The sequence below is a fragment of the Tolypothrix campylonemoides VB511288_2 genome (genome assembly GCF_045999855.1).
Lineage (GTDB): Bacteria > Cyanobacteriota > Cyanobacteriia > Cyanobacteriales > Nostocaceae > Scytonema > Scytonema bouteillei_A.
Genome location: NZ_JBFPMW010000005.1, coordinates 338451 through 361357, shown reverse-complemented (window position 1 = coordinate 361357; position 22907 = coordinate 338451). Strand labels below are relative to the sequence as shown.

The 22907-nt window shown below is 43.4% G+C and carries 16 protein-coding genes and 1 tRNA gene; 7 read left to right on the top strand and 10 right to left on the bottom strand.

Going from position 1 to position 22907, the window contains the following annotated elements; translation table 11 throughout:
* Positions 1-24: 24 nt before the first annotated feature.
* On the bottom strand, positions 25-2292 hold the full coding sequence (locus AB0756_RS18020; protein WP_038089145.1) for a transglycosylase domain-containing protein: 2268 nt from the start codon (positions 2290-2292) through the stop codon (positions 25-27).
* A gap of 424 nt (positions 2293-2716) precedes the next feature.
* On the opposite strand from AB0756_RS18020, the gene AB0756_RS18015 reads away from it, so the two are divergent.
* Positions 2717-3385 carry a hypothetical protein gene (locus AB0756_RS18015; protein ID WP_050045941.1) on the top strand — a complete coding sequence of 223 codons (669 nt, stop codon included), beginning with the start codon at positions 2717-2719 and terminating at the stop codon, positions 3383-3385.
* A gap of 142 nt (positions 3386-3527) precedes the next feature.
* Here the strand turns inward: AB0756_RS18015 and lspA are convergent, their stop codons facing one another.
* Together lspA and AB0756_RS18005 are read right to left on the bottom strand one after the other, a co-directional pair.
* Positions 3528-3998 carry a signal peptidase II gene (gene lspA / locus AB0756_RS18010; RefSeq protein ID WP_038089143.1) on the bottom strand — a complete coding sequence of 157 codons (471 nt, stop codon included), beginning with the start codon at positions 3996-3998 and terminating at the stop codon, positions 3528-3530.
* Positions 3999-4019: 21 nt separating this feature from the next.
* Positions 4020-4607, bottom strand: coding sequence for a biotin transporter BioY (locus AB0756_RS18005; protein ID WP_038089140.1), 588 nt, complete (start codon positions 4605-4607; stop codon positions 4020-4022).
* A 454-nt stretch (positions 4608-5061) separates the two neighbouring features.
* Between AB0756_RS18005 and pstS the strand changes: the two genes are divergently transcribed.
* The 4 genes from pstS (at position 5062) to pstB (ending at position 9131) form a co-directional block, all read left to right on the top strand.
* Positions 5062-6258, top strand: coding sequence for a phosphate ABC transporter substrate-binding protein PstS (gene pstS / locus AB0756_RS18000; RefSeq protein ID WP_038089136.1), 1197 nt, complete (start codon positions 5062-5064; stop codon positions 6256-6258).
* A 164-nt stretch (positions 6259-6422) separates the two neighbouring features.
* On the top strand, positions 6423-7373 hold the full coding sequence (gene pstC / locus AB0756_RS17995; RefSeq protein ID WP_038089133.1) for a phosphate ABC transporter permease subunit PstC: 951 nt from the start codon (positions 6423-6425) through the stop codon (positions 7371-7373).
* A 20-nt stretch (positions 7374-7393) separates the two neighbouring features.
* Entirely contained in the window at positions 7394-8278 is an 885-nt protein-coding gene (gene pstA, locus AB0756_RS17990; protein ID WP_038089131.1) for a phosphate ABC transporter permease PstA, read from the top strand.
* A gap of 46 nt (positions 8279-8324) precedes the next feature.
* On the top strand, positions 8325-9131 hold the full coding sequence (pstB, locus tag AB0756_RS17985; protein ID WP_038089128.1) for a phosphate ABC transporter ATP-binding protein PstB: 807 nt from the start codon (positions 8325-8327) through the stop codon (positions 9129-9131).
* A gap of 170 nt (positions 9132-9301) precedes the next feature.
* Here the strand turns inward: pstB and AB0756_RS17980 are convergent.
* From AB0756_RS17980 to AB0756_RS17970, 3 genes are all read right to left on the bottom strand, one after another.
* Positions 9302-9372 (bottom strand) — tRNA-Gly (locus AB0756_RS17980).
* A 57-nt stretch (positions 9373-9429) separates the two neighbouring features.
* Positions 9430-10683 carry a hypothetical protein gene (locus tag AB0756_RS17975; protein ID WP_038089126.1) on the bottom strand — a complete coding sequence of 418 codons (1254 nt, stop codon included), beginning with the start codon at positions 10681-10683 and terminating at the stop codon, positions 9430-9432.
* Positions 10684-10919: 236 nt separating this feature from the next.
* Positions 10920-14450: a response regulator gene (locus AB0756_RS17970; protein WP_038089123.1), complete on the bottom strand. Its 3531-nt coding sequence runs from the start codon at positions 14448-14450 to the stop codon at positions 10920-10922.
* A 634-nt stretch (positions 14451-15084) separates the two neighbouring features.
* On the opposite strand from AB0756_RS17970, the gene AB0756_RS17965 reads away from it, so the two are divergent.
* A complete protein-coding gene (locus AB0756_RS17965; RefSeq protein WP_038089160.1) occupies positions 15085-15693 on the top strand; it encodes a GNAT family N-acetyltransferase in 609 nt (202 codons plus the stop codon).
* A 755-nt stretch (positions 15694-16448) separates the two neighbouring features.
* Positions 16449-17009, top strand: coding sequence for a hypothetical protein (locus tag AB0756_RS17960; RefSeq protein WP_038089158.1), 561 nt, complete (start codon positions 16449-16451; stop codon positions 17007-17009).
* 11 nt (positions 17010-17020) lie between these two features.
* On the opposite strand, the gene AB0756_RS17955 is transcribed toward AB0756_RS17960, so the two are convergent.
* The 4 genes from AB0756_RS17955 to AB0756_RS17940 form a co-directional block, all read right to left on the bottom strand.
* Entirely contained in the window at positions 17021-17665 is a 645-nt protein-coding gene (locus AB0756_RS17955; protein WP_038089120.1) for a YqiA/YcfP family alpha/beta fold hydrolase, read from the bottom strand.
* An 85-nt stretch (positions 17666-17750) separates the two neighbouring features.
* Positions 17751-19130, bottom strand: coding sequence for a glutathione-disulfide reductase (gene gor / locus AB0756_RS17950; RefSeq protein WP_038089117.1), 1380 nt, complete (start codon positions 19128-19130; stop codon positions 17751-17753).
* Between the two features lie 21 nt (positions 19131-19151).
* Positions 19152-20492: a glutathione-disulfide reductase gene (gene gorA, locus AB0756_RS17945; RefSeq protein ID WP_038089114.1), complete on the bottom strand. Its 1341-nt coding sequence runs from the start codon at positions 20490-20492 to the stop codon at positions 19152-19154.
* Positions 20493-20655: 163 nt separating this feature from the next.
* Entirely contained in the window at positions 20656-22803 is a 2148-nt protein-coding gene (locus AB0756_RS17940) for a cation:proton antiporter domain-containing protein (RefSeq protein WP_082051722.1), read from the bottom strand.
* Between the last annotated feature and the right edge of the window lie 104 nt (positions 22804-22907).

Below are 22907 nucleotides of genomic sequence, written 5' to 3'. Positions count from 1 at the left end.
TAGCCATTAGCTATTAGCATTCTTTCACTTTGTAATCTTGCCCATATAATTTCCCCAAAGCTGTGCTGCTTGAGCACTACTCCCAGAAGTAGGAGAATTGTTATCGTTTCCCAGCCAAATTCCTGTTGCTAGCCGTCGTTGGGGAATAAACCCAATAAACCATAAGTCAACGTTGTTGTTTGTTGTACCCGTTTTACCTGCTTCTCCCAATCCAATCGCTGCACTGCGACCCGTACCGTTTGTTACCACTCCACGAAGCATCCGCACCATCGTATCGCTAATTTCTGGTGATAAAACTCGCTTGTTGGCTTCTGGATCTTGGTCAAAGGAATAAATAACACGACAAGTCTTTGGGTCTTTAATATCGCGGCAATCGCTACTATCTAGTATTCTACTAATTGCATGGGGACGGTTCCATACACCATTGTTGCCAATGGCACTAAAGGCACCTGTCATTTCTAATACATTAACCACGCTCTGACCCAGTATTAACCCAGGGACTTCTTCCAACTCGGATTTAACACCCAAGCGTCGTGCCATTGATATCACTTTATCTAGCCCTACGTCCTGCGCTAGTCTTAAGGCAATAGGGTTTTCAGATAAGGCTAAGCCAGTGGCAACGGTCAAACTTCCCGCACCCGTGCGGCAGGGTTTATAAGTAAAGCCTCTCCAGCGTAAAGGCAAACAGGAATAACTTCTCCCTGATGAAATTCCTTGCTCGATCGCTGCTGTGTATGCAAAAACTTTGAAGGTAGAACCGGGTTGCCTTTTTGCTTGAACGGCGCGATTGAATTGGCTGGTTCGGTAATCCGTACCACCAACCATAGAGACAATTCCACCCGTACTAGTATCAAGAGTTACCATTGCCCCTTGGGAAAAGCCAAAATTTCTTCCAGCCGTGCGGACTTGATTGCGTAACGCTGTTTCTGCTTGTGACTGAATTTGCGGGTCTAGCTGAGTTTCAATAATAAAGTTTCCCTCAGTTGCTAGTTCTTTTCCCAAAATTTTTTCTAGCTCTTGGAAGACATAACTATAAAAGTAAGGAGCAATGGTTTTTGCTTGCTGTTCGCAAACTTTGGAACTAATTTCAACGGGCGATCGCCTTGCTCTGTTATATTCGTCCTGTTTCACTTTGCCCATTTCGAGCAATCGTCGCAGTACGCGATTGCGGTATTCTATAGTTCTCAGCTTGTTATTGCTATCTCCACAAAAGTCGAAGGCATTGGGGGCTGGCAAAATTCCCACGAGTGTTGCTGCTTCTGCAAGAGTTAATTCTTTGGCTGACTTGTCAAAATAATACCGAGACGCATCTTCAAAACCTGATGTATCTGCTCCCAAAAAAACCCTGTTTAAATAGGTCAGCAGAATGTCATCTTTACTGTAAAATGTCTCCAGCTTTAAAGCGATAACTGCTTCGCGGAATTTCCGTCCGAGGGAATCCTGTCTGCCTACGTAACTCTGAAACAAACTTCGGGCAACTTGTTGGGTAACAGTACTGGCTCCCTGTTGGACATCCCCACTACGGGTATTAATAAATACTGCTCGTAAAATTCCTAACGGATCGACGCCAAAATGCCAGTAATACCGACTATCTTCCGAAGCAACGACTGCTGCGGGCAAATAAGGACCAAAATCCTGCAACCGCTTCATATCAATGTGGGCGGTTGTTCGTGGTTCCCGCAGTCGTGTTTCTCCATCACGAGCGTAAATCACAACTGGTGCTCGCGTTGCACCAGGTAGGGGTCTGACACTGACCTTCAACCATTCGACACCGATGGCAAGTACCATGAGAGAAACCGCACCAGCCGCACCCAGTCCCGCCCAACCTGCGGCTCTAACGTACCAGGCGGGTGGATTGACATATTGCAATCTGACTGAAGCTGCTAGTTCTGGCGGTCCAAGGGTAAGAACGTCTCCGTGACGCAGTTCCAAAGATTTTACCCGCCGCTTGCCTCGATAAATACCATTTGTAGATTCTTCATCTTTAATGACAAACGCAGGAGTTCTTTGGCTGGAGTCCCTTGAGAGAGATAGATGAATTTGACTGACGACTGGATTGCGAACAACGATATCGCAGGACTTAGAACTGCGTCCCAATATGTAGCGATCGCCTAAGAGGGGATATACTTCTGCTTTATCTGCCCCCGCATCCTGCACCCAAAGTTCCGGTACTTTGGCATTAGGCTTGAGTGCCAGTTTAGAGAAATCTACTCTAGCTTGAATTGTCTGTACTGCTTGAGTTATTTGACCAAGCAAAGTTTGTGGCTTTTGAGGCGGTTGGGGGGAACTCATGTGCTATTCACACTACTTTGAATGAGTGAAGAACCGGGGTTTATTCGTCTTTAATACCAAGTATCCACCATTGTACTCATAAGCTTATGAAGACGGTGGCAGTCTTTGGCAGTTCCCGATTCCAGTTAACTATCTGTATCTGTTGACTGATGTTGTTAACTTCGTCATGTGTTTATCTTGTTATAGCTTGTTTTTTTACTGTCACGCTCATTTTTATCTCCAATTTTTCAAAAAAAATTATTCACCTTTTGATATTGTGTGATATAATAGTCAGAATTTTTAGAAAAATGATAAATTTTTCTTTTATAACATATAAGAATATTTTAAAGCAAAAATATATCTCTTCATTTAGGATGATTTTCTATGTGCTATTGTCTGTTTAAATAAGCGGAAGTACTCCGTTGAGGTGTTGAGGTTAAGAAATATGAACGGAAGATATCTAGCCTTCATCGGTACAGCAATTGCTTTAGCGTTTTCAAGCAATGTTGCTGTTGCCCAATCAACTAAGTTTGAGGGGGTCGCTCAAGGTGGTCAGCCATCTACTGCTAAACCATTCAAACTTTCCCCAGAGGGCAAGAAAATCCTGTGCCAAAATTTCCCCCTAAATTCTCAATGTCAAGCAGGTGGTGGTACGGGCGCGACTCAAACCCCCTCTAGCGGTAGTTCAGGCACTCAGAATACCAACAAAGAGCCAGCAACAGGCGCTCCTAACAGCACTACCCCAGAAGGTACATCTACTCCTGGTGATAACGGTACTCCTGGTGTAACTGGTCCTGGAGGTACAGTCGAGCCTTCTACGACTCCTCCTGGCGGTTCAACAACCGATCCTTCTCGTACAACTGCTCCTGGTAGCGAGACTACACCTGTGGCACCATCCGGTACAACAGGTGCTCCAGATAGCGGTACTGGTACTCAACAAATCACTCCAGCTCCTGGCACTCCTGATAGTACAGGCGCTCCCAACAGCACTACCCCAGAAGGCACATCTACCCCCGGTGATAATGGCACTCCCGGTAGCACTGGTCCTGGCGGTTCAACCACTCCTTCTCAGGGTTCTGGTTCCGAACAGCCCTCCACAGGTGGTTCAAAGTAATTAAGATGCATTAAGGTGTCATCTGATATTAATCTGCTTGTAAAAGCAAAAGTGAGGGGTGGGTTAACTGGGTTAGCCTACCCCTCACTTGTTGTTAACAGTGACCAGTTTATAATGACTGGTGACTGATGACAGGTCAAACCTACTTGTGGTTTGAAGTTGGTGTTTTTTGAAAAGTAGAAATTAGCAAGCAAGCAATCCCGATATTGATAAAAACATCAGCCAAATTAAACACAGCAAAGTTAATTAACCGAACATCCAGAAAATCGACAACATAGCCATGAATAAACCTGTCGATACCATTACCAATTGCTCCACCTAAAATCAACCCATAGCCCAGTTGGTCCCAAAAATGTAACACCGGACCAAACCATGCCATTGCTATCAACACCAGACTGACTCCTAGTGATAACCAACGCAACCACTCTACTTTTCCTGAAAATAAACTAAAAGCAGCACCAGTGTTGGTGACATAAGTAAAGTGAAATATTCCAGGTAATAAGGCTTGCGTTTGTCCCAAGTTAAAAGTTTGCACTATCCAATATTTTGTCAGTTGATCTAAGCAAAAAGCCACCACAGCAGCAACCCAGAAGAGATTATTTTTTATACGCATAACTGATTACTGGTCACTACACTAGTAAAACATGAGATGGCGCAGCACATATGCTATTACAACTACAGCGCAAACTACAGCTAATTGTCCCGGTAATGCAAACCAGGAGTATTTCAGCATTGCTTGCGTCAAAGGCAAAGTTTCTGTACCTTGCCACTTTAAAACAGAACTGATAATCAAATAAGTAATACCGCAGATGTGAACGGTTAACAACCCACAAAAACAACTAAAAGTCAGAGTTTCTAGTTTGGGTTTAGCTTTAAAGGCGAAATATCCACAAATCCAAGCCCCAGGAATAAAACCCAGCAAGTAGCCAAAGTGAGATAGTTTAACGTAGCCAATTCCACCACCCTCAGCAAATACGGGTAATAAGGTTAAGCCCATCACTAAGTAAGCAATTTGTGAGAGTGCGCCTGCATTTTTGCCTCCCAAACACCCAACTAGCAACACCCCACCAATTTGATAGGTAACTCCCAAAGAGAAAGTGTGAACTCCCTGGTGGCTCCAACTCCAAGGTAGGGTGGTGACATGGGCTTCCAAGAACGTACCACCCATTGTCAGCAGTAAGCCAATCATAGACCATAATAATTGATTGGATGCAGCTAGCATTTACACAGCGCTCGCGTAAAGGACTTTTATAAATAAAATAAAAAATAGTCAACTTTATCTTAATTCCCTAAATTGTTAACTGAGAAATATTTAGCTAGTACAAGAAGGTGGGAAATATTTCTTGTATGAAGCACAATATGCCTTTAGCCATTAAATCTCTGTCTTATCGCATCCGTCTGCGGATAGAGAATGATAAAATTTTATAACTGGCTACCAGTAGCTTTAAGAATCATAACGATAGGATGTCGTACTTCCTGCGTTAGTACAAAAGTATTAAAAGAGTTGATTTTTTTGACTAACTAACTTATTTCATTCAAAAGCGATCGGTAAAAAATGTTAATTTTTTATAGATAAATTAAACTAGAGCCATTGGTCTTAGCTATGTTAACCTTTTCTTTACTCTACAGCTGTATAGTATAAACGCTTAGTCGGAAAATTAGTAAAATACACGTCCATGCTTTTCCGTTACCCTGTCAATAATTCTTCTCGCCTAACGAGAACAGTTTCAGTTCTTGCACTTACCCTAAGTTTAGCTGCTTGTGGGGGTGGAGAACAGCAAGCACAAAATGGTAACAACACCAGTGAGAATACTGGTACTGCTACAAATACAACTGCTACCGCACCAGGAAAACTCGATTTAGGTGGAAATGTATCCTTAACAGGTGCAGGAGCATCTTTCCCCGCACCTTTATATACAGCTTGGTTTCAAGGATTAAATCAGAAGTATCCCAACCTGCAAGTTAATTATCAGTCAGTTGGTAGCGGTGCGGGTGTCGAGCAATTTATCAAAGGCACAGTCGATTTCGGTGCTAGCGACGTTGCGATGAAGGATGAAGAAATTAAGAAGGTAGACAGAGGTGTTCTGTTACTACCCATGACTGCAGGTAGCATCGTCGTAGCATATAACGTACCGGGGGTAGACCAACAGATAAAACTGCCTCGGGAAGTTTATACCAACATTTTCCTGGGTAACATCAAGACCTGGAACGATCCTAAAATTACTGCTGCCAACCCTGGTGTTAACTTACCCAATACACCCATTACAATCGTACACCGCTCGGATGGTAGCGGTACAACAGGCGTTTTCACCCAGCACTTAAGCGCAGTGAGTCCAGAATGGAAATCCAAAGTTGGGAGTGGCAAAACTGTCAGTTGGCCTACAGGAGTTGGTGCTAAAGGTAATGAAGGTGTAACTGCTCAGGTACAACAAACACAAGGTGCAATTGGTTACGTTGAGTACGGTTACGCCAAACAAAACGATTTGAAATTTGCATCTTTACAGAATAAGGCAGGACAATTTGTTGTGCCTTCAGATGCATCCGCAGCGAAAACTCTTGAATCCGTTGCCTTACCTGACAATCTCCGCGCTTTTATCACAGATCCTGAAGGCGCAGAATCATATCCCATCGTGACCTACAGCTGGATTTTGGCGTATAAAAAATATTCCGACCCCGCAAAAGCTAAGGCCGTGGAAGCTATGATTGAATATGGCTTGACGGAAGGTCAAAAACAAGCTCCCGAACTCGGATATGTTCCTCTTCCTCAGCCTGTGGTGCAAAAAGTGGCAGCAGCGGCAGATGCAATTAGCCCCGATTACAAAATTGCAGGGGGTGCTGCTGGCAATACGACTGCGGCTAGTACTGGTAAATAGACAAATAACACTTACAAATTTTCAAGTTCGCCGTCACGCATTTCATAAACACAAGCAGAACCGCTGAAATAGTCTTAACTGTTAACTTGTTTGAGGCATGGAATTAAAATTTTCATTTTTAAGCGGTTCGCTCCCACTTTTTTGTCAATAAGTGAAATCATTAGATGAACAGGCAAGCTGAGAGTCATCAACCCACTATTCAACCTCGCTCTCAGGTTGAAAAATCAGTAGATAACGGTTTTATCTGGCTGACTCGGATTTTTGCAATAGCAGTTGCTCTACTTCTATTGTGGATAGCAGTTCAGGTTGCGATTCAAGCAGGACCCGCGATTCGAGAATTTGGTCTTGGATTTTTAGCAAAAAGCGCTTGGAACCCCGTTACAAACGACTATGGAGTGCTACCGCAAATCTACGGGACTTTGATGAGTGCTTTCATCGGTCTACTTATAGCAGTACCAATAGGTGTTGGTACTGCTGTTTTGTTGAGTGAAAGTTTGTTACCATTACCAGTAAAAACAGTCATAGTTTTTTTAGTAGAACTCCTAGCAGCTATTCCTAGCGTTGTTTACGGAGTTTGGGCAATTTTTGTGCTCATTCCTATATTGACCGATATTGGAAAATGGTTGAATGCTAACTTTGGGTGGATTCCATTGTTTAGCACTGTTCCTACAGGTCCGGGATTGTTACCTGCCGGTGTTATCTTGGCAATTATGATTCTGCCAATCATTACAGCTATATCCCGCGATGCTCTGATTTCTGTACCCTCGAGTTTGCGTCAAGCGGCTGTAGGGCTCGGAGCCACTCGATGGGAAACTATTTTTAAAGTTCTCATTCCCGCTGCATTTTCTGGAATCGTCAGTGCGGTGATGCTAGCACTCGGTCGGGCAATGGGAGAAACCATGGCTGTCACAATGATTATTGGTAACGCTAACACGATCAGTCCTTCGTTGTTTGCACCATCCAATACAATTTCTTCGCTACTGGCAAATCAATTTGCAGAAGCAAGTGGTTTGCAAGTCAGCGCTCTAATGTACGCAGCGCTAGTTCTGTTCATACTAACTTTGATAGTTAATATTCTGGCAGAACTTATTGTTTTAAGAGTGAAGCGACTGTAGGAAGTGGGTGTATTTAGAATATGGCAACTGTTCCAAACCAGCCTGGTGGCGGATTTACTGGCAACTTAGCTCGCGTTCCCATGTCTCCCCGAACTCTTTTTAGTACGGTGATGACTGGCATAGCATTTCTATGCGGGATGCTGGCTCTTTTGCCTTTGCTGGCAGTATTGACTTATGTAATTATCAAAGGCTTTAGCAGTCTCAGCCTCGATTTGTTCACCAAACTACCACCACCACCTTTGGTAAAGGGTGGCGGTTTTGGTAATGCGATTGTGGGAACACTGATTATGGTGGGAATTGCCGCTTTAATTAGCGTTCCATTTGGCGTTATGGCAGCTATTTATTTGACAGAATTTAGTTCTGGTAAACTTTCACGCTGGATTCGCTTTGCTACCAACGTTCTGAGTGGAGTTCCCTCTATCATCGCTGGGGTTTTTGCTTACGGTATTGTTGTCGCTACAACAGGTGGCTTTTCAGCAGTCGCTGGCGGTGCAGCTTTGTCAATTCTCATGTTGCCTATTATTGTGCGAACGACTGATGAAGCTTTGCAACTCGTATCAAAAGATTTGCGACAAGCAGCGGTGGGTTTGGGAGCAACTAACTTTCAAACAGTTTCTTGGGTAGTCGTACCTGCTGCTGTTCCCGCTATTGTCACTGGCGCAACTCTCGCGATCGCTCGTGCGGCTGGAGAAACGGCTCCTTTGCTATTTACTGCTCTATTTTCTCAGTTTTGGCCGAGTACTTTATTTCAACCGACTGCTTCTCTGGCAGTTTTGGTCTTTAACTTTGCAATTGCTCCCTTCAAAAACTGGCAATCGCTAGCTTGGGCTGCATCTCTCATCTTAGTATTGTTGGTTTTGATTACAAGCATCATTGCTCGTTGGGCAACTCGCGAACGCCGCTAAGCAACCATAGTTTAATGGCTCTAAGATTCAATCCTCGGAAAATTTTATGACAACTAACGTTAGAAGCGAAAATCAAACGGGAACTGTTTTCCGTACAGAAGGACTAAATGTATACTACGGAAATTTTTTGGCAGTACGCGATATTTGGCTTGATGTTCCCAGAAATAAGGTAGTTGCTTTTATCGGTCCTTCTGGATGTGGTAAGAGTACCTTATTGCGTTGCTACAACCGTCTCAATGACCTAATTGAAACTTTCCGAGCCGAAGGAAAAGTTTTTTATCAGGGTGAGGACTTGTATGCACCTCATATCGACCCTGTTGTCGTCCGTCGAAGAATTGGGATGGTGTTTCAAAAACCAAACCCGTTTCCCAAATCAATCTATGACAATATTGCCTTTGGTCCTCGATTGAACGGATTCAAAGGTGATATGGATGAACTTGTAGAGCGATCGCTCAAACAAGCCGCTCTATGGGATGAAGTCAAGGACAAACTGCGACAAAGCGGATTGTCTCTCTCCGGGGGACAACAACAGCGTCTGTGTATTGCTCGTGCGATCGCAGTTCAGCCGGAAGTCATTTTAATGGACGAACCCTGTTCTGCTCTTGACCCCATTTCTACCTTGCGTGTTGAGGACTTGATCCACGAACTCAAAGAGCGCTACACAATCATTATCGTAACCCACAATATGCAGCAAGCTTCACGAGTATCGGATTTGACCGCTTTCTTTAACGTCCAAACTTCTGAGAAGGGAGGTCGTACAGGTTATCTTGTGGAATACGATCGCACGGAAGCAATTTTCCAAGATCCACAACAACAAGCTACGAAAGAATACGTCAGTGGTAAATTTGGCTAAAAATTTTATCTGCTTGTTGTAATTATTACTAATGAAACAGTTTATTGAAAACGCAGTGGGGCGAGCAATGCTTGCCCTTATTTTTGTGGTACCTGGGCGATCGAAAACACTCTCTCACAATTACATCATTGAGAGAAATTTTTTCTATGAAACTGTAAAAGCGATTCCTAAGCGGGCAGCGAGAATCGAACTCGCATCAATAGCTTGGAAGGCTATGGTTTTACCACTAAACTATGCCCGCAAATTTCCAACTATTTAAGGATAACACAATGTTTGTGAAATGACAAGTTGTGGGTGGTTAGTTGTTAGTTGGTGGTTGGGGGTCAGGCGGTTCTTTGCTTTGTATGGTGATGCGTACAACGAGATTGCTGACGGGAGGCTTTTTCCCCTTGATGCTTGCTGGAATGAATTTTTGGTCTTTGAAAAGTTCTAGCGCATACTCTCGATATCGACTGCTTTGAGGTTCTGAAATCTCTGGAGGTATATAAACATCTGCGAGATTGCCATTGCTGTCAATAATTAAAGAGGCTTGGAAAGTTATGGGTCCTGGTGTCGGCTCTTCGTTGGGTGAAATGTTTAATTCTTTTTGCCTGGTATTTCCTACAGGCTGAGCTAAGTTTTCTGGAATGTCTTTTTGTACGCCACTAACTTCTATATCCCAACTTCCAACCCCTATTCCTCCTGGTTGTATGTTGGGTGATGATTGTTGTGGTGGTTGAACTGGTTGGGCTAAATCAGACAATGGCGTTCCTTTACCTGGAACGACTTCACCTTCTGTGTTGGGAAGATTTGCTGGTAAATCGTTAGCCCCGCTTGGTAAGGGATTGGGGTTGCTAGGATCGGTAGTGTTATTTTGTGGGTTAAAAGCGCGATCGCCATTCTCCTGATTTTTTGGCTCTTGAGCAGTTGTATCAGTATTTTCCTGAGAATTGGGTGAAGAAGTAGACTCGGGTTGTTGGTTGTCAACACTTGGGCTAGATGAAGGAGTGGGTTCTGGAGTCTCCGTAATGTCAGGTGAAGGAGTAGGTTCTGGAGTCTCTGTAATGTCAGGTGAAGGAGTGGGTTCTGGTTCTGGAGTCTGTGGAGGAATTGAATCTTTTGGTTCTGGATCTGGTTGAAATGTTGGTTTCGGCTCTACAGCAACTTTAGGTTGAGTTTTTGGATTTTTAGGTTTAACGTTCTCATCTGTTGTGAGTGGTGGAGTATTTGTAAAAGCAATAGCGCGTCTATCTTCAACAGGAGAAGATTTGGCTGCTGAAGTCTTTGGAGCAACTTGGGGAGGCTTAACTGAAGGCTTTTGCGCTGTTGGTTGTCTTTTTGGTGAAGCTTTTGTTGGAGTTTGTTTTGCCGGAATCGTTATAAATTCAATAGGTACAGCATGAGAAGAATTTTTTTGCAAAAGGCTCAACCCATGCGATCGCAACATCCAAAATAGCACCAGGTGCAGGCTTATAGAACTTAAGGCGATAGCAATCCACAACCCAGGCGGATCGGTATGTCGCCTGTAAGTTTTTTCTGGTATTGGGGTTTGGTCAGCAACAGGTTGTGTCATAAATTTAAATTGCTAATAGCTAATAGCTAATAGCTAATGGTAATTGACTATTAGCCCTCCCTTGTTCGCCCTCCCTTGTTCACCCGGGAAACCCGCCTATGGCGCATTCGCGCCACGCTTCGCTTTACCACTGGTCTCACCAGTCGCCAGGGCGCGGGAAACCCGCCTCCAGCGCCGATCTCATCATTAGCCATTAGCCATTAGCCATTAGCCATTAGCCATTAGCCCGTCTTCCATTATCTATTAGCTACAACTTCTGGTGTTACAGAGAAGGTAAGAACTGTTTCATCGACGCCTTTGAGTTCTAAGGGGCTGCATTTGGTAATTTCTTCATCTTGCAAATAATCTGCTACGGCTGCAGAAACCAGTATAGTACCGGGAAGAGCGGCTTGTTGCAATCGAGCTGCAATGTTTACACTTGGACCGATCGCCGTGTAGTCGGCGCGTTCGGAACTGCCAAACATTCCCACGACTGCTGTACCTTGGTGGATACCGCAGCGAAACTGAACGCCTGTACGTCCGTCACTTTCAAAAACGCCTTGCTCTCTCCAACGCTTGTTCAATTGTGAGAGCGATCGCAGCATGGCTCTAGCTGTATTAATAGAGCGCCGTACTTGTTCGTTCGGCGTGAGTTCTTCTGGTGCTCCAAAGAGAGCTAATATGGCATCTCCCATAAACTTATCGACTGTACCGCCGTTGTTAAATACGGCTCGTGTCATTTCTTCTAAATATTCATTTAATAATTCTGCGACTCGGCGCGATCTCAGAGTGTTTGATAGTTGAGTAAACCCGACGATATCACTGAACAAGACTGTAATTAAACGGGGTTCCGGTCGTAAATCTAAAACTAGATCCCCGACTGCTGCTTTTTGTACCAATACTGTTGGTAAAAATCGCTTTAGAACTGATTCTGTCAAATAGGTATTTAACTCTAAAACTCTCCGTTCGTTTTCTTTCAGGGCTAAAAGATTCCTAACCTCTGCAAGAAGTTCCCGGTCGTTAAACGGCTTTGCTAAATAAGCATCTGCACCGCGTTCTGTACCTTCAATTCGAGTTTCTTCGTCAACTTTTGCCGTCAGTAAGATAATAGGTATTCCTTTTAACTGTTCCTCATTACGTATTTCCCGAATCATTTCCAATCCGGATATCACAGGCATCATCAAATCGCTAACAATTAAATGAGGTACAAACTCGCGTGCAATCCGCAAACCCTCTAAACCATTACGGGCTGTACGTACTTGATAGCCATTAGCACGCAGAATACCGGATACATATGTTCGCAAATCTGGATTATCGTCTACTACTAAGATAGATGCTTTGGGGGTTTTGGAAGAATTAGCTGTGTTTGCTTTCTCATCTTCCCATGTCCCGTGTCCCCAATCCCCTGTTTCTTCTTCTACAAGTTCCAAGTCAGCTAACTCTACGCTAGCGCGACTTATATTTAATTCACATGGTGTTTCTAAAACTTGATCGGCGTTTAAGTGAGCGCGATCGGGAATCAGGGACACAGTGAAGGTTGTTCCTTCTCCGTAAACCGATTCAACATTGACTTCACCACCGTGGAGTTCTACCAATTCTTTGATGAGAGCCAAACCCAAACCGCTTCCTTCATACGAGCGATTCTCTGAACCTTCTGCTTGACGAAAACGTTCAAATAAAAAAGGAATTTGCTCTTTGACAATACCAATTCCGGTATCTTGTACCTGTAACAAACATCGGTTTCCTACCGATCGCACCGTAACGCCAATCGTGCCACCATTGGGAGTAAATTTCATGGCATTTGACAGCAGATTATAGACTACTTTGTCAAATTTTTCCATGTCCAAATAAACTGTAGGACAATTTTCTAGCTTGCTCAGCAGGTGCAATCCTTTTTTCTCGCAATAAGGGCGAAATGATTCTATAATTTGATTGACAAATTCCGCTAAATTGCAGGGACGAAAACCGGGCTGCATTCTACCTGCATCCAATCTTTGTAAATCTAGCAACTGATTGACAAGTCGCAACAAACGCCTGGAGTTACGTAATGCAATCGCGCATTGTGAGTAGGATAGCCCTTCTTTTGAAGCAACTGCTGCCTCCAAGGGTCCTAAAATTAAAGTTATGGGAGTGCGGAACTCGTGAGAAATGTTTTGAAAAAATTCAGTTTTTTGTCTATCTAATTCCAATAAGCGTTCAGCTTGGTCGCGAGTTTTTTGGTAAAGGCGTGATTGCTGTACGGCAATAGCTGCTTGAGATGCGACGGCTTTCGCCAAATCTATTTCTGATGGGAGCCATTGCCTTGCCCGATTATTTTCACGCAAGGTGATACTTCCTGTAATTTTACCATCAGCTAGTAAAGGAACTACCAAAAGCGAGCGGGCAGGGAGCCGCAACGGCAAATCAAATCCTCTGATTTCCGGCGGACATTGATTCATATCGGCGATCGCAATTGGTTCTTGCGTCCGCAATATTTCTTGTAAGATAGGATTTTCTTTAATAGGCGACTGAGATACAGGTAGCTCTTGCTTACCGTTCTGCTCGTAACTGTTAGAATCTTCACTTAATAAAGTGTTATGAAAATTGTCATACAAACCCACACGTTGGACAAATTCATCTTCCTCTGTCCATAAAGACAAAACACAACCGTCAACTTGTAAAGCTTGTCCGAGTTGTTGGGTAATAGCAGCAAAAATCTCTTGAGGATCTAAGCTAGAGCGAATAGCACTAGTAATTGTATTGATCAGCGATTCCCGCTTTGCCAAAGCGCGGACTTGCTCGTAAGCATAGGCTTGAGAAAGAGCAAGTGCTGCTTGATCGGCTACCATCATCACTAACTGCACCTCGTCTTCCTCCCAAATTCGGGGTATTTTGCATTGGTGCAGGGCAAGTACAGCCATCAGTTCTTGTCGGCAGATGAGCGGTACTATCAAACTAGAGCAAATCTCCGCCGCCGCAAAAGCTGTTGCACGGCTCTTCAATTCAGGGCGATCGTCGCTTTGGATGCGATCGTCCGTAGCGACTTGATTGATAACTTGAACTTCACGAGTTTCCCACAGTGTTTGGGAGAGGAGAGATGAGGGGGTAGACAAGGGAGAGAGGGGAGATGGGGAAGACAAGGTAGACAAGGTAGAAAGTTCTACTGTATCTACCTTGTCCCCCTCGTCCTCCTTGTCCCTTCCCACGGCTTTCTGATAAATAAATTCCTCATTTACCAGTTGGTTATCTTGAAAGGGACGTAAAAGACACACGTCCACCTCCAACATATGACCTACGGTATCTACAATTGCTTGTAAAATTTGCCGATAATCTAGAGCGCTACGAATCGTATTGGTAACGGTGTTTAGAAGCGACTCTTGGCGCAAAGTACGAGTTAACTCGCGGGTTCGGGCTTTCAAAACATTGTGGGTATCCAATGCTTGGCGTACCACTGTTTTCAGTTCTTCGGCTTCCCAAGGTTTTGTGACATATTTGAATACCTTACCAGCATTGATTGCTTCCACCAGGTCTTCGACATCGGTGTAGCCAGTTAAAATAATCCGGATAATGTCTGGATATTGAGTTGCTGTTAAACTTAAAAATTCTGTACCACTCATCATTGGCATCCGTTGATCGGAGATGATGACTGACACGTCTTCTTCTTTTGCCAGCAGTTCTAGTGCTGCAGGACCGGAGTTTGCTCTCAGTACCCTATAGTCTCGGTAAAAGGTACGATATAGCAAATCAAGGTTGTCGGGTTCATCGTCAACAACCAAAATCGTGGGTTTACTGTTTGCTTGGGATTTCATGCACCGCTTTCCTGCTGCAACGGCAGACGCATAAATAATAATCCGATCGGGTAGTTATGTATCAGAGTCAGGTGAAAGCAGAGCATTTTAAGTGGTAGGGTTATTTGCCTACGTAACTGCTGAGCGGAGGAAAGTTTGTTCACAGCCAATTGCCTCAATTGCCGGTCTAGATTACCATTTACAAGGGATGCACTCCTTGGGAGGTTGATGGGTAACCTTTAGTCTTACAGAATCATTAAATTCTTGCCAACTCTATCCCTCACCTCCGGCGAGAATTGTTAAACACCACTATGCAGCTTTCAGGAGTCGGTGAATAAATCCATCTAGTTAGGCTGCATATTTAAGTTTTCCCGCCACAGAACCATCGCTAACATTTTTCGGGAAATTTATTTAGGGCGAGCGTGGTAGAGTTTGTAATATTACTACAATACGGTTACAAATCAAAGTATACTATTAGACAAATAACTAACTCTAATTTAACAGTCAACACGGGCAAATTGCCACAACCCTCCCTATATTACCCGCAGTCCGATTTTAACTTCATCGGAAATCTTAAAATTATCGTCTAAGGTTAGATGGTGTTTTAGGATAGTTGAGAACAGTTACACTCCATAAAATCAAGATTAAACTAGCTTTGAAACCCTGGTTTTTTCATTCGCCTTATCAAGAGCCAGCTACCGCCGCTCCCAACGCCCCCTCTAAGTTTCAAATCCGTGCAGCTACACCTGCTGATTTGACTGGCGTTGCTCAAATCATTGCTGAGAGTTTTCACTCCAAAAATGGTCTTCTGGGATGGCTTTTTCCAATATTACGTTTGGGTATTTATGAAGATTTAAGACATCGGCTTGCATCAAGTGCTCCCCATCACGTTTGTTTGGTCGCGGCTAACACGACGAACCTTAGAGCGGATGATTTAGTCGGTACAGTAGAGATGGGTGTTAGATTCAATGATTCGTGGACTGAGGTTTCGAGGAGCGTTCTTTATTTATCCAACCTGGCTGTTCATCCCTTATATCGCAGGCAAGGAGCAGCGTCAAGTTTACTTTTAGCTTGTGAAAAAGTAGCCTTGAATTGGGGATTTCAAGATTTATACCTTCATGTTTTAGAAAACAACCACGAGGCACGCCACCTTTATTTCAAGCTGGGATATCGAGTCTATAAGGTAGAGTCTTGTTTAAACGCTTTTTTCCTGAGACGTTCGCGGCAGATTCTCTTACATAAGCGTTTGACCAGTGACCAGTGACTTTTTTTCAGATCGCAGACGCTACTTGTGAACTCCCAATGCCGCAGGCTGTACTCCCAAAGCTGTGCGGCGGTAGCCGTGGTATGATTGGCCGACTGTGCCAAAAAGGCTGTACGCTAGATCCATAAATTGAGCGGCGGCTCAACGCTTGATACCCAATCTTCAATCGTTAGTTAGCCTTCATGTCACTGGCTAATGTTAAAAAGACTTTTGCGTATTATAACGATAAAATTTTTATCTTTTGATTATAAGTATCTTAGTCTTTCTTGCTCAATAAATTTATTATTTTTTAATATAGAAAAATACTATATCTTACAGGTGTATAATTCTTCCTAAACTTATAGAAAAGTTTATCAGTTTTCTTTTTAGTAAATACGAGTGTCCTAAAACCAAATCTTTTTATGGTGTATCTGCTTGTGAAATAACATCAAAAACAGTAAAAGCTTTCTTGTAGAATAGATATTTAGATTGGCATCAGTAATATTACGATAAATATTCTGTTGAATCCTTACAAGAACTTTGTATTCAAAGTATCCATCTTTATAGAAACTTTAAAAAAATACTTCTACAGTTGGAGACAAATCCAGTTAAATCTCATAAAATATGATTACTCTAATACAGAACATTGTCTGTTTATTAAAATTTTTGTAAATAGGCTGTGGAATTATTAATATTAAAAATCAAAACTTTGATTTTACAACCTTTCTTTTATCAAATTGACAACTATCCCCAAAATCCTTCAATTTAGAGAAAAAATGGATAGCGCAAAGCGCCAACGCTATCAGTCTGCTATGGTATCTACTTATTACCCTGACACCAGATTCCTTGACTATTTTGTCATGCCAGATGGAACTGAGCAACCCTATGGCTCGGACCTCCTAACAATGCTGCTTAGTGGAAAAGTTTTCACAGTCAACAGTCGCAGGCGAAATGGTTTAATACTTTTTAAACATTTCCATGCTGAGTTTGCCGGACCGGGAGCAGCGGTAGGAGGCGATTACGATCGCGATTGTGTGGGGGCGCTACCAATAGGAAATTTATCTTTATTAACCCCAGAGACTCATGATGAACGCCAAAAGGCTTACTTAATCCGGCGACAGTGGATTAGATTGATTAAACAAATAACAGAAAATCCCATTCCCCAACAGCGCGTTCAGAAGGTTTTAGATCAATTTGAGCAATATTTTCCTCCAGAAATGGTTGCTCAGTTACCTGATGAAGCATTTGCTTTTTTGGTAGGTGTTTTACCACAAACAGTACGAATATCGCGTCGTTTGGGAAGTGATGACTCAGCCGACGAGGGTTATGATGAGTGAGTCGTTAGTGGCTAGCAGTTAGTAGTTAGCAGACAAAAGAGTTGAATGGCTTGCCAGATTTCTAACATAACGTTGCTTAAACTGTGGTCGCTACCAAGTTCTAATAACTTCACCCAAGGACGTTGGAGCGCAAAGTCACGGCTAGCTTGAATGGGAATGACTTCATCGTGTTTGCCGTGCAAGATCAAAGTGGGAATGGGACGTTGCAAAATCTCCTCTTTGTACTGACTCGCATCCAAAACAAAATCATAGCTGAGAGGAAGAGAACGTTTCTCTCCATAATGATGAACCATCAAATATTTTTCTCGTTGCCATTGCTGTAACGCTTCATCCCCCAGCTTAGGTAACCAATGAGATAAAAACCCAAAAGCGGGTGCTAGTAACACAAGGCGTTTCACTTGTTGATGCTGCTGTCCCAAATAGGCGGATGTTAAACCCCCCAAACTTGAACCAATTAACGTCACAGATGTAGAAGGTTCTGGTAATTCTAACGCGATTTGAGCCAACTGACGCGAGATGGTCAAGTTTGTGAAAGAAAGCGCATTTAAATCGGGAATTTTTAACTCAATATTAGCTTGGGTAAAGCGATCGCGAAGGTATATTGCTTTCGCAGAACAAGGACTTGATGCAAAACCATGAAGGTAGATATACTGCATAAATTATGAATGATGAATGATAAATTATGAAACAAGTGCGTCCTTCTTCATAATTCATAATTCATAATTCATAATTCATAATTTCTTATCGCATTGTGACAAATTCTTCTGCGGATGTGGGATGGATACCAACCGTGGCATCAAAATCTTTTTTGGTAGCACCCATTTTAACAGCAATTGCTACACCTTGAATGATTTCACCTGCACTGTCTCCAACCATGTGAGCGCCTAAAACTTTGTCAGTGGCAGTATCGACAACTAATTTCATCATTGTTCGATCGCTTGCGCCCGTCAAACTATGGAACAAGGGACGGAAGCGAGTGCGATAAATTTTAACTCCGTCTTCTCCTAGTTTTTCCTTAGCTTCGGTTTCTGTTAAACCAACTGTAGCGGCTTCTGGAGTGGAAAACACGGCAGTGGGAACATCTTGGTGACTGAAGACACGACGGTTCTCACCGAATTCGCTATCTGCAAAAGCACGACCCTCGCCTATAGCTACGGGGGTTAGGTTCATTCTGTCAGTTACATCACCGACAGCAAAGATGTTGGGTTGGGAAGTTTGGCTGTATTCGTTGACAGCGATCGCATTCATGGTACTGTAGCCCGGTCCTTCAATATCACTCGGAACAACATCCACTCCGGCGTTTTCCAAACCCAAGTCTTCTACATTCGGTGCTCGACCCGTCGCAGCAAGAAAAACATCGGCAACGATCGATTCTGTATGTTCTCCTGATAAATTAAGCTTTAATCCTTCTGGGACTCGTTCTACTGAGTCCACAATAGAATTTTTCACAATTCGCACGCCGTGCTCAATAGCTCCTTCTTGGATTCCAAGACGAATATCCTCATCAAAACCCTTCAACATTAGGTCTTTCCGAATGATTTGCGTTACCTCGCAGCCCAAACCACGCATAATACAAGCAAATTCCGTACCTATATATCCAGCGCCAATGATGGCAATGTGCTTTGGTTTCTCCTTCAGGTGAAACATTTCGTTAGAGGTAATCGCGTTTTCTATTCCAGGGATATCTGGTTTAACGGGACGTCCCCCAACAGCTATCAAAATTTTGTCTGCGGTTACCTTACGTCCATCAACTTCCACAGTGTGTGGGTCCACGATGGTAGCACGGCTTTTAAAGAGTTCAACTCCTGCTTTTGCTAAGAAGTTAATGTGGAGTTCTGATAACCGCCGGACTTCTTTATCTATAGATGTAATGAAACGTTCCCAGTCTAATTCGGCTTCACCAACTTTCCAACCATAACCAGCTGCATTTTGAAATAATGCTGGAAAGTGAGAACTGTAAACCATGAGTTTTTTAGGAACGCAGCCACGGATCACGCAGGTTCCGCCGACTAAATCGTTTTCGGCAATGGCTACTTTTGCCCCATAGCTAGCAGCTCTTTTGGAAGCTGCCAAACCCCCAGAACCAGCACCAATAACAAACAGGTTATAGTCATATGTCATAATTGAATTTCCTTGAATGAATTAGGAAAGATCGAGAAACTCTTCACCTACAGTTGGGTGAATGCCAATAGATTCATCTAAGTCTTCCTTGGTAATACCTTTACGAATAGCAACAGCAAGACTTTGAATGATGTCCGCAGCATTTTCACCAACCATATGAGCACCTAAAACACGCTCTGAATCACCTTCAACGATTAACTTCATCGTAGCTTGTTCGCTCTCGTTGGTTAAAGACGACAAAGGTTGAAAGTGATGGCGATAGAATTTAACGGAATCACCAAATTTTTCCCGTGCTTTTGCCTCCGTCAAGCCTACACCTGAGCCTTCAGGACGACTAAAAACAGCAGAAGGAACTTCATCATAATTAATTTTTTGCTCTTTTTTGCCAAAAATTGTATTGGCAAAAGCGTTTCCTTGTGCTTTTGCCACAGGTGTTAATTGAGGGCTACTCGTGCAATCACCAACAGCAAAAATATTTTCCACGGTTGTACGATTGTACTCATCAATCTTGATTGTCCCTTTTTGCTCGAGTTCAACTCCAGCCTTTTCCAATCCTAGATTTTTCGTATTTGGAGCCCGACCAACCGCCACTAAAATCGTATCTGCTGGTACTGTTTTTCTTGATTCCCCAACAATTAAAAGCAAGCGTTCTTCCAAGTATTTAATTTCTTTAACCATGCTGTTGTTAATAAAACGAATTCCTCGTTTGCTCAACCCTTGTTGAACGCCCCTGCGGATATCAATATCAAATCCCGACAAAATTGTTTCATCTTTATCTATGACCGTTACCTCGCATCCAAAAGCATTCATCATGCTGGCAAATTCCACACCAATGTAACCGCCACCAATGATGACTAATCTTTTGGGTAAGTAAGGTAAATGAAACATCTCACGAGATGTCAGGGCGTATTCAATCCCCGATATTTTTGGCTTGACGGCGTACCCACCCACGGCAATTAAAATTTTATCAGCGGTGTATTTACGTCCATCGATATCTATAGTGTGAGCGTCAGTAAAGCTAGCATGACCTCGAATGAGTTCAATTCCTGCTTCTTGTAACTGTTTCAGGTAGGAGTCTTGGATGCTGTCGATATGCTTATCTACAGACTTAATAAATTTTGTCCAGTCAAAGTAAGTTTTGCAGTCACTCCATCCATAGCTGAGCGCGATTTGATTTTTCAGAGCAAAATCGGCGGCTTGGACGATGAGTTTCTTGGGAACACAACCGCGATTTACACAAGTACCACCAATAGCTTCTTTTTCAGCAATGGCGACACGCGCACCGTAGCTAGCTGCTTTTTTGGCGGCTGCTAGTCCCCCAGGACCAGCACCAATGACAAACAGGTCGTAGTCGAAGGTCATGGCTTTTGGGAAGAATGAAAAGCAAAGAATTAGATCTTTTCTCTATCATCGCAATTCCTGAGCACATCGGCTAGGGGCATTGGGGAGGAGTGGGGGAGGGGGAGAGGGGAGAGGGGGGAGAAATTTCTACCTTGTCTACCTTGTCTACCTTGTCCCCAATCTCTCAAGAAGACACTGTTTGAACAACCACTCTGGGTTTTCGCAAAGTTTCCTGGTAACTTTGCGGTTCTCCTAGCAGGACGACCGAACAACGTATTTGCTGAACGACTTCAGTTGTTAGGTCGCTTATGGCTACCTGACCGATGCTCAATCGCCGACGGCGCGATCGCAATACGACAAGGTCGGTTGATTGCGATGCTTTGACAATAGTACTCACTACATTATCTGCTGGTGTAACAGATATATTGGTAGGGCTTTCAGGGAAGTATCTGGAAACAAGGAGTTCTAATTGGGACTTCATCCAGGAAATTCGGGCGGTGGAAGTCCGGCGATCGCACACGTGAAGTAATGTGACTTCTGCTTGATTGACATTTGCCAAAATCTTCACAAATTGCACGATTCGCACCGACTCTTGGGTCAAATTTTCAATGGGGATTAAAATTCGCTGTATGTTACTTGGGGAATCCAACAGACGGGTGACAGCTACCGGACAGTGAGATGCCCAAAGCACTCGATCGATGACATTACCAAACAAACGCGCACGCAATCCTGTTGTTCTACCCCAACCCATGACAACTAAATCAGCATTTTGCTCTCGACTGACATGGCTGATAGACTGAGGAATGTTGTAGTCGATCCGTGTCACGGGTTCTACTTCTACACCCAATTCTTCACCCAATGATACTGCATTGGATAGAAGAATTTTGTTTTGCTGTAGGTTTTTTTCTAATTCCGGAGAGTCCATATGCATGTGGGCGGGTGTCACAGCTAAAGCCAGAATTTTACCCTTTTCACGGCGCACTAAAAGTCCTGCCATTTCAATCAAAGCTCTTTCCGTTTCCGGATTGCGAACGGGAACAACAACGGTGAATCCTTCAACGGGTTCATTCCTCCAACTAAGCATTGTCCCATCTGTTTCATCTGTTTCATCTTGGGGACTGTTACCCATTGTTGCCAACCCAGGTGCGCTGCGGGCTGTGATCAGTGGTCCCAATGTTGCTGTCACCATCATTAAAACTATGACCCCATTGAGTACATCTTCAGTCACTAACTTGGCTCTGTAAGCAACCAAAGTTGCTGCCAATGTAGCTGCAACCTGGGGAAGAGACAAAGACCACATTGTAATCATTTCCCGCCAGTTATAGCGGTACACCAGTTTTGCCAAAAGTGCTGCTGCAAACTTACTACCAATTAAACCGACCAAGATAGCTAGTGTCAGCCAGATGGAACTGATGCTTTTAATAAATCCTGGAATATCAATTAACAAACCCAAATCCACAAAGAAAATGGGGATAAACAAGACATTACCAACAAAAACCACCTTTTCTTTTACGGGTCCCGAACCGATCACCTCATTCACCGCCAATCCGGCAAGAAATGCTCCAATAATCTTTTCTACGCCGATAACTTCTGCACCTAATGAGGAGATAAAAACTACCAGCAGAACAAACAAAAATTGGTTTCCTTCTTCGTCACCAGTGCGTTTAAAGAATTGATGCCCGAGCCATTTAAAACCAAATAAAATAATCGCAGAATAAATAATAAGTCCCAGTAAAAGCTTGGTTATACTAAATGCTGAAAATTCTCCTCGGTGGATACCAACACATACCGCCAGTACGAGCAGCGAGCCAATGTCAGTGAAAATGGTTGCACCGATGGTAACAGTCACTGCTTCGTTGTTAATGACTCCAAGCCTGCTGATGATAGGATATGCCAACAAGGTGTGCGAAGCAAACAAGGAGCCGATTAAAACAGAAGCATTCCACTCAAAACCAAACATTCGCCCCACTATTGTTCCTGCAATCAACGGTAGGAGGAAAGTAAAGGTTCCAAATCCCATAGAACGATGTTTGGTCTGCTGAAACTGTTCCATATCAATTTCCAGCCCTGCTACAAACATCAAGTAAATCAGCCCAATGCCTGAGAGAAGCTTGAGGGTTTCCGACTCATTTTGAAAAAGACCCAAGCCTTGGGGTCCCAAGACAACGCCAGCTGCCAGCAAACCCAACAATCCCGGTATCTTAAAGCGTTCAAAGATGAGAGGGACTATTAAGATGACAGTTAACAGAATGGCGAAAGAAACAATAGGCTCCAAATGCATCAATAGCTCCTGTGTTAAGCTGCGGACTGCATCCCATATCTTCAGGGACATGGAAATATTTATCTTCTGCCATTAGATGGTGTCTGAGAGTGAAATTAACAATGTCAAAAGATTTTTTGACACCACTTGTAAGTGGTGATATTATTTTCAATAAC